This is a genomic window from Qipengyuania sp. B-5 (genome assembly GCF_056857815.1).
Window position 1 is genome coordinate 79,088 of sequence record NZ_JBSXNU010000054.1, and the last position, 14,641, is coordinate 93,728.

15 protein-coding genes are annotated in these 14,641 nt (G+C 62.7%); 13 read left to right on the forward strand and 2 right to left on the reverse strand.

Annotated features, from left to right (window positions below):
* Nucleotides 1-5 precede the first annotated feature (5 nt).
* The 10 genes from AC13CE_RS13960 to AC13CE_RS14005 are packed head-to-tail and all read left to right on the forward strand — an operon-like array spanning nucleotide 6 to nucleotide 9,154.
* Nucleotides 6-1,532, forward strand: a complete 1,527-nt coding sequence (locus tag AC13CE_RS13960) for a TadE/TadG family type IV pilus assembly protein (RefSeq protein ID WP_482972737.1) — start codon at nucleotides 6-8, stop codon at nucleotides 1,530-1,532.
* Entirely contained in the window at nucleotides 1,532-2,050 is a 519-nt protein-coding gene (locus AC13CE_RS13965; RefSeq protein ID WP_482972738.1) for a TadE/TadG family type IV pilus assembly protein, read from the forward strand. Before AC13CE_RS13960 ends, AC13CE_RS13965 begins: the two co-directional genes overlap by 1 nt.
* Nucleotides 2,047-2,643, forward strand: a complete 597-nt coding sequence (locus AC13CE_RS13970; RefSeq protein ID WP_482972739.1) for a TadE/TadG family type IV pilus assembly protein — start codon at nucleotides 2,047-2,049, stop codon at nucleotides 2,641-2,643. The genes AC13CE_RS13965 and AC13CE_RS13970 overlap by 4 nt, the downstream gene beginning before the upstream one ends.
* Nucleotides 2,644-2,650: 7 nt before the next feature.
* A complete protein-coding gene (locus tag AC13CE_RS13975; RefSeq protein ID WP_482972740.1) occupies nucleotides 2,651-3,835 on the forward strand; it encodes a CpaE/TadZ family protein in 1,185 nt (394 codons plus the stop codon).
* 4 nt (nucleotides 3,836-3,839) lie between these two features.
* Nucleotides 3,840-5,228, forward strand: coding sequence for a TadA family conjugal transfer-associated ATPase (locus tag AC13CE_RS13980; protein ID WP_482972741.1), 1,389 nt, complete (start codon nucleotides 3,840-3,842; stop codon nucleotides 5,226-5,228).
* Nucleotide 5,229: 1 nt separating this feature from the next.
* Nucleotides 5,230-6,231 (forward strand): type II secretion system F family protein, encoded by a 1,002-nt coding sequence (locus tag AC13CE_RS13985; RefSeq protein WP_482972742.1) that lies wholly within the window; start codon nucleotides 5,230-5,232, stop codon nucleotides 6,229-6,231.
* A 1-nt stretch (nucleotide 6,232) separates the two neighbouring features.
* The gene (locus tag AC13CE_RS13990; RefSeq protein ID WP_482972743.1) at nucleotides 6,233-7,204 is read left to right on the forward strand and encodes a type II secretion system F family protein; all 972 of its coding nucleotides are present in this window, start codon (nucleotides 6,233-6,235) and stop codon (nucleotides 7,202-7,204) included.
* A 2-nt stretch (nucleotides 7,205-7,206) separates the two neighbouring features.
* A complete protein-coding gene (locus AC13CE_RS13995) occupies nucleotides 7,207-7,986 on the forward strand; it encodes a hypothetical protein (RefSeq protein ID WP_482972744.1) in 780 nt (259 codons plus the stop codon).
* Between the two features lie 14 nt (nucleotides 7,987-8,000).
* On the forward strand, nucleotides 8,001-8,456 hold the full coding sequence (locus AC13CE_RS14000; RefSeq protein WP_482972745.1) for an A24 family peptidase: 456 nt from the start codon (nucleotides 8,001-8,003) through the stop codon (nucleotides 8,454-8,456).
* On the forward strand, nucleotides 8,453-9,154 hold the full coding sequence (locus tag AC13CE_RS14005) for a hypothetical protein (RefSeq protein ID WP_482972746.1): 702 nt from the start codon (nucleotides 8,453-8,455) through the stop codon (nucleotides 9,152-9,154). The genes AC13CE_RS14000 and AC13CE_RS14005 overlap by 4 nt, the downstream gene beginning before the upstream one ends.
* Nucleotides 9,155-9,171: 17 nt before the next feature.
* Here AC13CE_RS14005 and AC13CE_RS14010 read toward each other — a convergent pair whose 3' ends face one another.
* Nucleotides 9,172-9,855 (reverse strand): PilZ domain-containing protein, encoded by a 684-nt coding sequence (locus tag AC13CE_RS14010; RefSeq protein WP_482972747.1) that lies wholly within the window; start codon nucleotides 9,853-9,855, stop codon nucleotides 9,172-9,174.
* A gap of 250 nt (nucleotides 9,856-10,105) precedes the next feature.
* Here AC13CE_RS14010 and AC13CE_RS14015 point away from each other — a divergent pair, with 250 nt between their 5' ends.
* Entirely contained in the window at nucleotides 10,106-11,518 is a 1,413-nt protein-coding gene (locus AC13CE_RS14015; RefSeq protein WP_482972748.1) for an MATE family efflux transporter, read from the forward strand.
* Nucleotide 11,519: 1 nt separating this feature from the next.
* Here AC13CE_RS14015 and AC13CE_RS14020 read toward each other — a convergent pair whose 3' ends face one another.
* Nucleotides 11,520-12,353 carry a mechanosensitive ion channel family protein gene (locus AC13CE_RS14020; protein WP_482972749.1) on the reverse strand — a complete coding sequence of 278 codons (834 nt, stop codon included), beginning with the start codon at nucleotides 12,351-12,353 and terminating at the stop codon, nucleotides 11,520-11,522.
* A gap of 217 nt (nucleotides 12,354-12,570) precedes the next feature.
* Between AC13CE_RS14020 and groES the strand changes: the two genes are divergently transcribed.
* Both groES and groL read left to right on the forward strand, forming a co-directional pair.
* Nucleotides 12,571-12,858, forward strand: a complete 288-nt coding sequence (groES, locus tag AC13CE_RS14025; protein WP_482972750.1) for a co-chaperone GroES — start codon at nucleotides 12,571-12,573, stop codon at nucleotides 12,856-12,858.
* A 55-nt stretch (nucleotides 12,859-12,913) separates the two neighbouring features.
* Nucleotides 12,914-14,566: a chaperonin GroEL gene (gene groL / locus AC13CE_RS14030; protein WP_473820365.1), complete on the forward strand. Its 1,653-nt coding sequence runs from the start codon at nucleotides 12,914-12,916 to the stop codon at nucleotides 14,564-14,566.
* Nucleotides 14,567-14,641 lie beyond the last annotated feature (75 nt).

The following is a 14,641-nucleotide window of genomic DNA, read 5'->3' on the forward strand; positions in this document are numbered from 1 at the left end:
GAATCATGAAGGCGGTCAGTACTAAGCGGTTTTTCGGCGATCAGAGCGGGGCGGTTGCGGCCACCTATGCACTTGCGCTGATTCCGCTGATCGCCTTTGCCGGGGTCGGGTTCGATTACGCCCGCGTGATGGGGCTGGACAGCGAATTGCAGAACGGCGCCGACCAGGCCGCGCTGGCCGCAGCCAGCCAGCTGGACGGGCAGGCCGGAGCCTGCGAGCGTGCCGCCAATGCCGCATCGGGGATGCTGCAGAACCTCGCCCTGCTGTCCTCCGAAAGCCAGTTCGTGACCGTGGCATCCGAAACCACTTGCGATGGAACCGGCCAGATCCGGTTTTTCCAGGACAAGGCCAAGACCAATGCGGCAACTACCGATGCCAATGCGAATTACGTGGAAGTGCAGGTCGATGGGCGGCGGCTGGACTATTCGCTGTTGCCGATAGTTGGCGCCTATGGCGCGGACCTGGCCGGGGTGGCCTTTGCCGGGGTCGGTTCAGCCATCTGCCGTGTTCCCCCCTTGATGATCTGTTCCCCCAGCGAAGATCCGAATTCACCCTTCGATGCCGACAGCAAAGTAGGGATAGGCATCAAGGCGACAGGGGGCAGTTCCTGGACCCCGGGCGCTTTCGGCTTTCTGGAGATTGGAGAAGGTAAAACTTCCGAACTGGCGGAGGCGCTGGCCTTTGACGAAGGGCGCTTCGACTGCCAGAAAATCGACGAGGGCACTAATCCCGAAACCGGCAATGCCCAAGTCTTGTTCGACGCAGTCAATACCCGATTCGATGTCGGCTTTTCGGGTGGAGGGACATTGAGTCCGTGCCTCACGGGATCCTGTCCTCCGGCAGTCAATGTGACCAAGGACCTGATCAAGGAAGATACCACAGTGAACGGCAATGCCTGCCGGATTCACAATAGCGGCTGGAAGTTACCGCCGGTTGCGCAACGTTTCAGCCCACGGGCCTTTTTGAACGGTGACTCAAGCCTGAGCACGTTCAATGCCTCGGGCATGCCATTGGCAATGGGGCTGACACGCGACATGTGCCATTACAACAGCTACAATCGTGCCTGCCCATTGGACAATGGGGGTTTCAACGAACGATTCGGCGACGGGACCTGGGCAATCCAAGATTACTTCGCGCGCAATCACGGGATGGCTCCGCCCAACCCGAACATGACCCGGTACGAAGTCTATCGCTGGGAAATAGACAATAACAACTTCCCAGGCCCGACCAATGGCCAGAGAAGCAAGCCGATCTGCATACCGGGAACGAGCAATATCGACCGCCGCGTGCTGACTGTCGCCATCGTATCGAATTGTGCGGAACTACGCGGCGGATCGAGAACCGTAGAGATCGGGGAATGGGTCGACATGTTCCTTGTCGAACCGGTCGTGGACGATGCCGATGAACGCGCGAACGGGCGCGACAGGGACATGATCTATATGGAAATCATCGGCGAGGCCAAGCTCGGCGGTGGTTCCGGTTCCACAACATCGCAGGCCATCCGCAAGGATGTGCCTTACCTCATCGAATGATGCGCGCGCTCGCCTTTATGCGCGATACGCGCGGTGCGGCAGCGGCAGAAATGGCGCTTATGCTCCCGCTCTTGCTGATCTTCATGTTCGTCGGCTTCGAGGCCGGGCACTATTTCTACACCGAGCACAAAATCATCAAGGCGGTGCGGGAAGGCGCACGTTTCGGCGGGAGACTGCCATTTGAATCGTTTGGATGCGCGACCGCGGGTGGTTCCGAGAATTTCATTCCAATGGCCGATCCGACTGACGTCCAAGAAGTTACCGTATTTGGTATGCCGCAAGACCCCGCTGAGCCTGGCGCACCACGCATCAGCGGTTGGGAAATCGACGAAGTTACGGTCGAATACAAATGTGACAGCTCGATCACCACCGGCCTTTACCGATATCAGCAATCTGGTGCGCCCATCGTGCGTGTAATAGCCCAAGCGGACTATCCTTCTCTATTCGAACAGCTTGGCCTGATCGACAGTTCGGCCATAGTCCAGGCATCGGCCGAAGCCGCGGTGATGGGGCAATGACCGTGAAACGCACATTTATCCGCGACATTCGCGGGGCGATGGCGGCGGAGTTCGCGTTGGTGCTGCCGATCATGCTGCTGTTCCTCTTCGGCATCATGGACGTCGGCTATTACGCATGGGCGATCAATCAGGGCGAAAAGGCAACCCAGATGGGCGCGCGCTGGGCGGTGTCTACTGAAATGGTTGCGACTGGACTCGCCGATTACAGTTTCGCGGTGCAGGGAGGGATCCCACAGGGTACCCCTGTCCCCAAAACCTCTTTCGAAAAAGTAATCTGCACCGATACTGGCTGCACATGCGAGGGCCCTTGCGCTTTCGGTACTGCACATAACCCCGACGCATTCGGCGACATCGTCGACCGCATGGAGAAAATCAAACCCATCCCGAAAGAGAAAGTCCAGATCGAATACACCTGGTCGGGCCTCGGATATTCAGGAGACCCCAACGGTCCCGACGTCGCACCCATCATCACCGTAAGACTGATCGACATGGAACACAGGCCGCTGTTCGGCCTCCTGATCGGCTCGGTAGACCTTCCCGAATTTGCCTATTCGCTGACCGCTGAGGATAGCGACGGCGACAAATCGAATTGAACCAGACATGAGCAATTTCCAAAAATTCAACGCCGCGGAGACGAACAAGATGGCCGGATTGCCGGAACAGGTCTTCGTCTTCGCCCGGCCAAGCGAGCTGGACGGGCTGGAGACGCTGGCGGACACGGTGACGCTGGTCGAAATCGAACCCTCCGAGCCGCTTCCCGCCGAACTGGTGAGCAGGGCACGGATCGCGGTGATCGAGGTGGACCCCGCCGATCCCCGCTCGCTGGCGCGGCTGGATGCGCTGCGCGAGGCGCGGCCCAACCTCGCCATCATCGCAGGCCTGCCGCAGGTCGATCTGGCGATCACGCGCCTGATGCTGCGCAAGGGCATCGGCGACGTAGTGCCCATGCCCTTCACCACCGACGAACTGCTCACCGCGATCCTCGAGGTCGAGCGGGAACAGGCCGATACGTCCGACGAGCCCGCGCCCGAACTGGCGCCGGTCTTCGCGGTGCAGAAATGCGTCGGCGGAACCGGGGCGACCACCATCGCCACCCACCTCGCCGATGCGATGGCCCGCGCGATGGGACCGGGCCTGCGCGCCTGCGTCATCGATCTCGACCTGCAGAGCGGCGATGCCGCCTCCTACCTCGACCGCAAATCGCGCAAATCGCTGATCGACCTCGTCGAGGCCGGAGCAAGACTCGACGACGAGCTGTTCCGTTCGGTGGCGGTGGAAGGAAGCGAAACCTTCGACGTAATCGCCGCCCCGGCCGACATCATGCCGATCGAGGAACTCGACCTCGGCGGCCTCCGTTCGGTCGTGGCGCTGGCGCGCCGCAAATACGATCTCGTGCTGTTCGACATGCCAGGCGCGCTCACCAACTGGGCGATGTCGACCCTGCTGGGAGCAAACGCCGTGCTGCTGGTCGGCAATGGTTCCATCGGGGCGCTGCGCCAGGTGAAGCGCAAGCTGCAGCTCCTGCTCAATTTCGATTACCCGGAAGCGCATGTCGCCATCGCGCTCAATCACACGGCGTCCGGCCTGTTCAAGAAGATCGACCGCAAGGGCATCGAGGACGCGCTCGGCCACGGCATTTCCGCCATGGTCCATTCTGACACACAGCTAATCGAACAGGCGCAGGCCCGCGGCGTCCTCGCTAGGGATGTCCAGCGCAAGAGCAGGTTTGCCGCCGATATCGACTCGCTGGCCCAACACATGCTCGCGCTGGTCGAGGAGGGCTGAGATCATGTGGAAGGTCAGACGCGGCGAGGATACCGGGCAGGCTTCGGAAATCGAAGCCCTGCACGTCCCCGACGACGAGGAGCAGGAACGCATCCTCTTCGGCGAGAAGGACAGCCAGCGCGAGGCCATGCTCGACCTGAAGGTGTCGATCCACAAGGCGCTGCTGGACCGGCTCAATCTCGGCATGCTGGACAAGACCCCGGTCGAACAGCTCAAGAACCAGATCTCCGCGATCATGCCGGAACTGATTGCGGATTTCGATCAGCCCCTGAACCGCCAGGAACGCGAGAACCTCCTCCAGGAAGTGGTGGACGAGCTGATGGGTCTCGGCCCGCTCGAACCGCTGCTGCAGGATGAGACAATCACCGACATCCTGGTCAACGGCCACAATACCGTATTCGTCGAACGTCGCGGCCAGCTCGAACGGGTCCCGACCAGGTTCCAGGATGAAAAGCACCTGATGCGCGTGATCCAGAAGATCGTCAGCGCCGTGGGCCGCCGGGTGGACGAAAGTTCGCCCTTCGTCGACGCGCGTCTTGCCGACGGGTCGCGCGTCAATGCCATCGTCGCGCCGCTAGCAATCGACGGATCGCTGCTGTCGATCCGCAAATTCGCCAAGCAGCCGATCAGTATCGAGAAGATGATCGGCCTCGGCTCCCTGCCGCAGGAAATGGCGCAGGTGCTGGAAGCCATCGTCGCCTCGCGCCGCAATGTGCTGATCTCCGGTGGCACCGGCTCGGGCAAGACGACGCTGCTCAACGCCATGTCGACCTATATCGACGAGCGAGAGCGCATCGTCACCATCGAGGATTCGGCCGAACTCCAGCTGCAACAGCAGCACGTTGCCCGGCTCGAAACCCGCCCGCCCAATATCGAGGGCAAGGGCGAGGTCACGCAGCGCGACCTGGTGAAAAACGCCCTGCGCATGCGGCCCGACCGCATCATCGTGGGCGAAGTCCGCGCCGGCGAGGCCTTCGACATGCTGCAGGCCATGAACACCGGCCACGACGGATCGATGACCACGGTTCACGCCAATACGCCGCGCGATGCCCTGAGCCGTGTCGAACAGATGATCGGCATGAGCGGCATCGACATCACGTCCAAATCCTCACGCGCGCAGATCGCTTCGGCGCTCAACGTGGTCGTGCAGGTCGCCCGCCTCTCCGACGGACGCCGCAAGGTCAAAAGCCTTTCCGAGCTTACCGGCATGGAAGGCGAAACCATCACGATGCAGGAAATCTTCCGCTTCAAGATGACCGGACGGGACGACGACGGCACGGTACTGGGCCACTTCGAAGCCACCGGCATCCGGCCGAAATTCCTGCAGGATGCCGAAGCGCATGGCATCAAGCTGCCGAGCGAACTCTTCCGTCCGGAAATGAGGATCGGCTGACGTGGCCGAGACAATCATCCGGATCGTTTTCCTGCTCGCCGTCTTCGTGGCGGTATTCCTGATTGCCCAAACCCTCGCGCGGTCGGCGGCGGAAAAGCGTACCTATTCGCGGGCCGTCAACCGCCGGATGACCCTGATCCAGTCCGGCGCGGACCGGGACGAAGTCGTATCCCAGCTGCTCAAGAACAGCCCGCGCCAGCATCCGCATCTGCCCCCGGTCGTTCGCGGGATCGTGGAGAATTTCCAGCGCGCCGTCTTCGCCTCCGCCATTCCCGTGGGCATGGGCCAGCTGGCCATGTTCATGACCATTGCCGGGCTGGTTATCTTCGCCCTCGTAATCCTCGTGGCCGCAGGCTTCGGGGTCGGCATCGGTTTCGGCGTCATCCAGCTGGCCTTTCTGATGGCCCTCTCGCTGGCCTTCGTCCTGCCCTACCTCGTCCTGCAACGCATTGCTGCCTCACGCCGGAGGAAGGTGGAAAAGCAGTTTCCGGTAGCGCTCGATATCTTCGTGCGTGCGCTGCGTTCGGGCCACCCGGTCGCCTCGGCGATCGAACTACTCACGCGCGAAATGGACGATCCGATCGGCACCGAATTCGGCATCGTGGCCGACGAGATCACCTATGGTTCGGACCTCGTGACCGCGCTAAACGCCATGGCCGAACGCTGGGACCTCGAAGACATGAAGATGTTCGTGGTCTCGCTCTCGGTGCAAAGCGAAACCGGGGGCAACCTGGCCGAAATCCTCGAAAACCTGGCCACTGTCATCCGCGAACGCGCGTCGATGTTCATGAAGGTCCGGGCGCTGAGTTCGGAAGGCCGGATGACGGGCTGGATGCTCACCGTCCTGCCGGTATTCGCTTTCGTAACGGTCTTCCTGTCCAACCCGCAATTCTATCTCAACGTGATCGAGGATCCGATTTTCATCATCGGCACGATCACGCTGTCCGTCCTCTACGTCATAGGGGTCATCACCATCCGCAAAATGGTCGATATCAAGGTCTGATATGCTCGAACTCGCGATCTCGAACTGGCTTGTACGCATACTGATCCTGGCGATCATTTTCGCCGTCGCGGTGGGCGTGGTGCTGATCGCGGTCAACTGGGCTGCCAAGCGCCGGGTACTCGGAAACCAGATCGCCCGGCTCGGCCGCGAAAACAGCGTCGAGTTCGAAAACAGCGTACTCGAGCGGGAACGCGAGAGCCGCTGGGCACAGATCGCGCAGTCGATCGAATCTTCCGGCATAAAGCTGACCGACACCGAGGACGACAAGCTGCAAAAGCTGCTGAAAGCCGCCGGCTATCGCAGCAGCTCCGCACCGCGGCTCTATACGCTGATCCGCATCGTGCTGGTGTTCGCCTTCCCGGGATTTTACCTGCTGGGTGTCGTCACCGATCCCGAACCACCGGGGATCGTGCAGATATATATCATCTCCGCGATTTGCGCACTTTTCGGGTTCTACCTTCCGTATCTGTTCGTCCAGGCGAAGGCGGACCGGCGCAAGAACGAGATCATCAACGGCTTTCCCGACTCGCTCGACCTGCTGCTGGTCTGCGTCGAAGCCGGTCTCGGCCTTGAATCCGCTTTGGACCGGGTGGGCCGCGAGATCGCGACGACGCATCCGCTGGTATCGGAGCTGTTCACCGAAACCACGCTGATGATGCGGGCCGGCGCTTCGCGGGAAGATGCCATGCGGCGGATGGGCGAGAACGCAGGGGTCGACGAAATCCGGTCCTTCGCGACGCTGCTGATCCAGTCCGACAAGCTGGGTACAAGCATTTCCAGCACACTCAGGGTCTATGCGCTGGAAATGCGCGAGGCGCGCCGGATGCGCGCAGAAGAGAAGGCGCACCGGCTGCCGGTGCTTATTTCGATACCGCTGGTGACCTGCATGTTGCCCACGATGATCGGCGTTCTCATTCTACCCGCTGCCGTCGGACTTGTGCGTGAAATTATGCCAGCAATGACAGGAGGATAATCATGAAACCTGCATCCACACTTGCGCTCGTTGCGCTCGCCGCCAGCCTGGGGGGCTGCCAGAATTTCATCCAGGCGTTCGATTTCTCGCGCCATTCCTCGGCTCCGCAATATGCCATCGGACCCGCCGATCTCGAGGAAGGCCGCGAACACCTGCGTGCAGGCCGCACCGGCAATGCACTGGCCCCGCTCCACCGCGCCGCGCTCAATCCGCAAACCAGCGGAGATGCGCTCAACGCGCTGGGGGTCGCTTACGCCAAGCTCGGCCGGGCAGACCTCGCCGAACGCTATTTCATCGCGGCGACCCGCGTCGATGCGGATAACGAACGGTTTGCCGCCAATCTCGATCGGTTCTACCGCAGCGATCTCGCCCGCGACAGCCGCCTGCTGTACGCGCAGCGTGAAAGGGCGCGCGAAACGCTGGCCGAACTGGCGCAGAACGATCCGGTCTTACCCGCCGAACCGGTGACCGACGAACGGATGGTCATGAGCGGCGGGGAAACCCACCGGATCACCATTTCGAATGCGGCCCGTTCGCAGCGTGTAAGCGTCGGGGGACCGGTATCGGCTTCTCAGACGCAGACGGCGAATTCCGCACGCGTGCGCCTGTCGAGTGGCGAATTGCGGCAGCCGGCAGGTGCCGCCCGTCCGGCGGAGATCGTGCTGCGCACTGCGAATGATGCCGCGCCGCCGCGTGTCCGTATCGGCCAGTCGGCGACTGCCGGCAACTATCCGCTGCGCGTCAGACTGGCTCCGCGCCCGGCCGCGCCCGACAAGAACTAGGCCTCGCGGTGGGCGTGATCACACTCTGGCTCGGCGCGCTGGGTGCCCTCGCCGCCATCGGCGCTGGGCTGGACGCGTTCACGCGGCGCTTGCCGAATATCCTCTGCCTGGTGATGCTGGTGACCGGCCTCGGCTTCGCCTTCACCATGGGCGGCTGGACCGCGCTGGGCCTGCATTTCGCGCACGCCGCGCTCGCCCTGATGGTCGGGTACCTGCTTTTCATGGCGGGTATTTTCGGTGGCGGTGACGGCAAATTCTACGCGGCGGTGGCCTCCTTCTACCCCTTGTGGGAAATGCTCGGCCTGTTCGTGGCGATCACCTTTGCCGGCTTTTTCCTCGCCGTATCCTGGCTGACCCTCAAGCACGCAACGGGGCTGAAAAAGCGCCTTAAGGGCGATTTTGCCAAGCTTCCCTACGGAGTTGCAATTGCGATCGGCGCGGTCGGTTACGCATTCTGGATGTCGCGATGATCCAGATGCGTCCGGACGATGGGAAGCTGGTGCCCGTACCTCCCCGACGATTTTCGCGCGCCATCGTCCTGCTCGCCACCTTCGCCTGCATTCTCCTCTTCGCATGGAGCATGCGGCCTGACGGAAGCGGCAACGACAGCGGGGCAGTCGTCCGCGTCTCGCTTTCCAGCGTGCCGGAAGAACGCGTGGTGCATTTCGGGCACGAGTTCCCGGTGCCTGCTCCTGCCGCGCCGGACGCGGCGGCCGCAGATGCAGGATCGGAGGTCGCCGGGGAAGGCGAGATCTCCCCTGTCCGCATCGCAGCGGCCTCTGCTGCCAAGTCTGCGGGATCGCCGCAGAGCCAGCGCGACCAGCGGCGCGCGAATTACGCCAGGCCCGATGCGAACGGAGTGCTGCCCATCGGCTACAGCCTGACCGAGGGCGTTTCGTCGGTCAACGGGGGCGTCGGCGTGCCCAAGACCATCGCTGCCGAAGGCGGCGAGGCCACGGGACTGACGATTTTCCTCATCGGCGGTTCGCTGATCGAGGTGGACCGGGGCGAACTGGTCACCGCGCTCGCGCGGTTGGGGGCCGCTGACAAGGCCGGAAATCTACCACCTGCCGGTGAGAGCGGCCGCCTGTCGCTGGACCGGGTCAGGACCGCCGGGCTGGACCTGCGGTACGATGCCATTCACGACCGGCTGGTGCTGCGCCCCTGAACGCTTAGGGCGCGCGCCTATTCGCTGTCCCAATTGATGTGGATTTCGACGCTGGTTTCCTCGACCCCGGCGGCATCGGCAATACGCTTGCGGCTTGCCCGGACGATGTCCGCAAGCGAACCGCCACTGCCTGCATCCTCTTCGGCCAGCGCGATCGCCTTGCCCAGGCCCGGCGCCCCGTAGACCAGTTCCAGCTCGCTCACGCCCAGCTCTTCGGCCAGTCTCTGCATCGTCTCGTGACGCGGGCGAACCTGGTCGCCTTCCCACTTCCATAGCGTGGGCTTGCTTACACCGACTTTCTGCGCCAGCCCTCGCATGGTGTGGCCCTTGCTCACCCGCAGGCGCTTGATCCTGCTGCCGAGCGTTTCATGATCTACGCCATAGCGATGGTCGGGATCATCCTCGTTCGAAGCGACATCGGTGGCCGCGTCCATTTCGTCCTGGGAAATCGGTTCGAGGAAGCTGCAACCGTAAAGGCCATCCGCAAACCAGACGACCTTGGCAGGTACGGCCCCGCTGTTCGGCAGGACGACCGCGATCGGATCGTCGAGCGACAGTTCCGCTTCGGTCCGCACCAGCATGCCATTGCGCGAGAGGTTGAGGATTTCGGCGTCGAACGCCTTGCCCGACTGCCCTACCCCCGTTTGCAGCCGAAGGACCAAACGCGGCTGGCGGCGGTCGAGATCCATCTTGTCGTTCACCGGAACCTCTCTTTTCGCTGTTTTTTTCGGCAAACCCGAATTGTTTCCCGAAGGCCGACCGTCTCTTTCATCCCACAACTGGCCACATGGCGCAAATCGCAAAATTCCAGGCTGTGCCGAGCGGGCGGGGCAGGTCGGAATATCCGGCAATCGTAGCGCTGTGGCCCGATGGACGAAATCCGCGTTTGAGGTCCGGCACCGATCCGCCTAAGCGGATCGGCTCTTCCGAATCGAGGGGGAGCGGAAGACCATGAGTTCCACAATTTCCTCCACGCTCCTGCCCCTCGGCAGAGAAGGCTGGCGCGGCGAAATCGCCGCGACCCTGCGGCTGAGCTGGCCGCTTGCGGCGGCGAACCTGCTGCAGATGCTGACCTATGCAATCGACGTGATCTTCATCGCGCGGCTGGGCGAGGACCAGCTGGCCGCATCGGCGCTGGCCATCGCCCTCTTCGGGCTGGTCCTGTGGGCTTTGTCGGGATTGACGGGTGCCGTCGCCGCGGTAGCGGCGGCGGAACTGGGGGAGCGCGCACCGGCGCTGCGGCCCGTGCGCCGTTCGGTGCGTATGGCGCTGTGGCTTTCGGTGATTTCGGGCGTCGCAGGGATCGGCCTGTGCCTGCTGCTCGGCCCGCTGATGCGCGTGACCGGGCAGGAACCGCAGATCATCGCCATGGCGCTCGAATACAATACGCTGCTGGTGCTCAGCCTCGTGCCGATGCTGTTCAACAACGTGCTGCGCAGTTTCGTCTCGACGCTCGGCCGGCCGATCTTTGCGACCGCGATCACTGCGTCGGGCATTTTCGTCAACGCGCTGGCGAACTATGGCTTCATCTTCGGCAATTTCGGCGCGCCCGAGCTGGGGCTGAAAGGCGCGGCAGTGGCGACGATCATCACCACATTCACCACGCTGGCGGCCTATATCGTCGCCATCCGGATCGATCGGCGGCTCCACCGCTACCATATCTTCGGCCGCTGGTGGTCACCGGACTGGCAGCGCCTGTGGCACATCACCCGCGTCGGTACGCCGATCGCGCTGACGATCACGGCCGAGGCGGGGATCTTCGGCGCTGCTGCTTTCCTGATGGGCAATATCGGCGCGACACAGCTTGCCGCGCACACCGTTGCGCTGCAGATCGCCGCGCTCGCCTTTCAGGTACCTTTCGGGGTCGGGCAGGCGGCCACGATCCGGGTGGGCTATTTCTACGGCGCGCGCGATCCCGAGGGCATGAAACGCGCGGGCTGGAGCGCGATCGTGATCGGCACCGGCTTCATGGCGATTACCGCGCTGACGATGATCATCGCGCCCGATTACCTGCTCGCGATCTATATCGATCCGTGGGATCCGAAGAATGCCCCGCTGGTCGGCTTTGCGCTGACCTATATCGTGATCGCCGCCGCCTTCCAGCTGTTCGACGGCATGCAGGCGGTCGCTGCAGGCGCGCTGCGCGGCCTGCAGGACACGCGCATCCCGATGTGGATCGCCGCCTTCGCCTATTGGGTGCCGGGCATCGGCACCGCGCTGGTGCTGGGCTTTGCCACACCCCTCGAAGGGGTCGGCATCTGGATCGGTCTTGCGACCGGCCTCATCGTCGCAGCGGCGTTGCTCGGCTGGCGCTGGCACCGGCGCGAGGCGCTGGGCCTGACACTGCGACCCGTCAGCCGGTAATTCACGCCGTCCGCTGGATGACCTCCCGCTGCGGGAAGGGGATGGAGAGACCGACCTGGTCAAAGCGCGCTTTCGCCGCCTCGGTCAGGTCCCATGTCAGTGTCAGGTAATCGCTCGTCGCGCACCAGACGCGCAGGCCGATACCGACCGAACTGTCATCGAGCGAACTGACGAAGGCTTGCGGCGCGGGATCGTCCAGCACCCTTTCATCCGCCTCGGCCAGCGCCAGCAATTCCTTGCGCGCCTGCTCCATGCTGTCGGAATAGGCGATGCCCACGATCAGCTCGAAACGGCGGATGGGGTGGCGGTTGAAATTGACGATCGCCTGGTTCCACAGCTCGGAATTGGGCACCATCACGAAGAGCCCGTCGAACTGTTTCAGCTCGGTGGTGAACAGCCCGATCTGCTGCACCGTGCCGGTCACCGAGCCGGTGGTAATCCCCTCGCCCACCTTGAACGGCTTCTGCACGAGTATCATCACGCCGGAGGCAACATTGCTGAGCGTGCCCTGCAGGGCGAGCCCCACGGCCAGCGCCAGTCCACCGAGCGCGGCGAGGATGCTGGTGGTCTCCACCCCGAACTGGGCGAGCACCGTTACCAGTACCAGCGCCCAGAGCGCATATTTCACCACGTTGGATAGGAAATTCGCCACCGTCGGTTCGAACCGGGGCGAGCGGGTAAGCGCCTTTTCCACCCAGTTCGAAATCAGTCCCGCCACCAGCAGGCCGATCACCAGCACCGCGAAGGCCCCGGCAATCTCGATCATGTTGAGCCGCAACCAGAGCAATATCTGTTCCGGGATGGTTAGGGCCGAGACGGCCTGGTCGGTTTGCATTCTGGTCGCTCCTGTCATAGGCGAAATGGCGGGATTCAGCGGCGCGATAGAGAGAAGCGCTCGCTCTGGCCACCCCAGGCAACGTCTCGCCCTCGGCGCAGAAATTTTTGTGAAGCGACCCGTTGACTCTGTGCAGTCGCACACCCAAATGCGGTGCGCTGGCACTCTCGACGAAAGAGTGCCAACACCAGATCCAACCTATGAGAAAGGTCATAACATGGCATTTCGTCCGCTGCACGACCGCGTGCTCGTGCGCCGCATTGAAGCAGAAGAGAAGACCGCCGGCGGGATCATCATTCCCGACAGCGCCAAGGAAAAGCCGAGCGAAGGCGAAATCGTCGCCGTGGGCTCGGGCGCCAAGGGCGATGACGGCACCGTAACCCCGCTCGACGTCAAGGCTGGCGACCGCGTGCTGTTCGGCAAGTGGTCGGGCACCGAGATCAAGCTCGACGGTGAAGACCTGCTTATCATGAAGGAAAGCGACATCATGGGGATCATGGGCTGATCGCCCACCCCTTTCGCATTTCTTCGTCTAACAACCAATTCCAGGAGAAACTCCCATGGCAGCCAAGGACGTAAAGTTCGGCCGCGACGCGCGCGAAGGCATTCTGCGCGGCGTCGATACCCTCGCCAATGCCGTCAAGGTCACGCTGGGCCCCAAGGGCCGCAACGTCGTGATCGACAAGAGCTTCGGCGCACCCCGCATCACCAAGGACGGCGTCACCGTCGCCAAGGAAATCGAACTTAAGGACAAGTTCGAGAACATGGGCGCGCAGATGATCAAGGAAGTCGCATCGAAGGCGAACGACGCCGCCGGTGACGGCACCACCACTGCAACCGTGCTGGCCCAGTCGATCGTGACCGAAGGCATGAAGTCGGTCGCAGCGGGCATGAACCCGATGGACCTCAAGCGCGGCATCGACATTGCGGTGACCAAGGTCGTCGAAGACCTCAAGGCCCGTTCGAAGGACGTGTCCGGCTCGAACGAAATCGCGCAGGTCGGCATCATCTCCGCCAATGGCGACCGTGAAGTCGGCGAAAAGATCGCCGAAGCCATGGAAAAGGTCGGCAAGGAAGGCGTGATCACCGTCGACGAGAGCAAGGGTCTCGAATTCGAGCTCGAAACCGTCGAAGGTATGCAGTTCGACCGTGGCTACCTCAGCCCCTACTTCATCACCAACCCGGAAAAGATGACGGTCGAACTCGAAAACCCGTACATCCTGATCCACGAGAAGAAGCTGTCGAACCTGCAGGCTATGCTCCCGGTGCTCGAAGCGGCCGTCCAGTCGGGCCGTCCGCTACTGATCATCGCGGAAGACATCGAAGGCGAAGCGCTGGCAACCCTCGTAGTCAACAAGCTGCGCGGCGGCCTCAAGGTTGCTGCGGTTAAGGCTCCGGGCTTCGGCGATCGCCGCAAGGCCATGCTGCAGGACATCGCAATCCTGACCAAGGGCGAAATGATCAGCGAAGATCTCGGCATCAAGCTCGAGAATGTGACGCTGGGCATGCTGGGTGAAGCCAAGCGCGTCACCATCGACAAGGACAACACCACGATTGTCGACGGTGCGGGTGACGAAGGCGACATCAAGGCGCGCGTGAATGAAATTCGCACGCAGATCGACAACACCTCGTCCGATTACGACCGTGAAAAGCTGCAGGAACGCCTGGCCAAGCTGGCTGGCGGTGTTGCAGTGATCAAGGTCGGCGGTGCGACCGAAGTCGAAGTGAAGGAACGCAAGGACCGCGTCGACGACGCGCTGCACGCGACCCGCGCAGCTGTCGAAGAAGGCATCGTCCCGGGCGGCGGTACTGCCCTGCTCTACGCCACCAAGGCCCTCAGCGGCCTCGAAGGCGAGAACGACGACCAGACCCGCGGTATCGACATCGTTCGCCGTGCGCTGCAGGCACCGGTTCGCCAGATCGCGGCCAATGCCGGCCACGATGGCGCGGTTGTCGCAGGCAAGCTGACCGACGCCAATGACGACACGCTTGGCTTCAACGCCGCGACCGACACCTATGAAAACCTCGTAGCTGCCGGCGTGATCGACCCGACCAAGGTCGTGCGCACCGCACTGCAGGATGCAGCTTCGGTTGCCGGCCTGCTGATCACCACCGAAGCAGCCATCGTCGAGAAGCCGGAAGACAAGTCCTCCGGCGGCGGCGGCATGCCCGACATGGGCGGCATGGGCGGTATGGGCGGCATGGGCTTCTAAGCCTTACCGACCAGCCGAACGGCCAGAAAACACGAAGGCCCGGCGGAGCGATCCGCCGGGCCTTTTCTTGTCCTG

What these genes read in the sequence shown, in the direction of transcription:
- AC13CE_RS13965 (WP_482972738.1), top strand. Translation starts at nt 1,532, where the DNA reads ATGCGCGCGCTCGCCTTTATGCGCGATACGCGCGGTGCGGCAGCGGCA.
- AC13CE_RS13960 (WP_482972737.1), top strand. Translation starts at nt 6, where the DNA reads ATGAAGGCGGTCAGTACTAAGCGGTTTTTCGGCGATCAGAGCGGGGCG.
- AC13CE_RS13970 (WP_482972739.1), top strand. Translation starts at nt 2,047, where the DNA reads ATGACCGTGAAACGCACATTTATCCGCGACATTCGCGGGGCGATGGCG.
- AC13CE_RS13995 (WP_482972744.1), top strand. Translation starts at nt 7,207, where the DNA reads ATGAAACCTGCATCCACACTTGCGCTCGTTGCGCTCGCCGCCAGCCTG.
- AC13CE_RS14005 (WP_482972746.1), top strand. Translation starts at nt 8,453, where the DNA reads ATGATCCAGATGCGTCCGGACGATGGGAAGCTGGTGCCCGTACCTCCC.
- groES (WP_482972750.1), top strand. Translation starts at nt 12,571, where the DNA reads ATGGCATTTCGTCCGCTGCACGACCGCGTGCTCGTGCGCCGCATTGAA.
- AC13CE_RS14020 (WP_482972749.1), bottom strand. Translation starts at nt 12,353, where the DNA reads ATGCAAACCGACCAGGCCGTCTCGGCCCTAACCATCCCGGAACAGATA.
- AC13CE_RS14015 (WP_482972748.1), top strand. Translation starts at nt 10,106, where the DNA reads ATGAGTTCCACAATTTCCTCCACGCTCCTGCCCCTCGGCAGAGAAGGC.
- AC13CE_RS13975 (WP_482972740.1), top strand. Translation starts at nt 2,651, where the DNA reads ATGAGCAATTTCCAAAAATTCAACGCCGCGGAGACGAACAAGATGGCC.
- AC13CE_RS13980 (WP_482972741.1), top strand. Translation starts at nt 3,840, where the DNA reads ATGTGGAAGGTCAGACGCGGCGAGGATACCGGGCAGGCTTCGGAAATC.
- groL (WP_473820365.1), top strand. Translation starts at nt 12,914, where the DNA reads ATGGCAGCCAAGGACGTAAAGTTCGGCCGCGACGCGCGCGAAGGCATT.
- AC13CE_RS13990 (WP_482972743.1), top strand. Translation starts at nt 6,233, where the DNA reads ATGCTCGAACTCGCGATCTCGAACTGGCTTGTACGCATACTGATCCTG.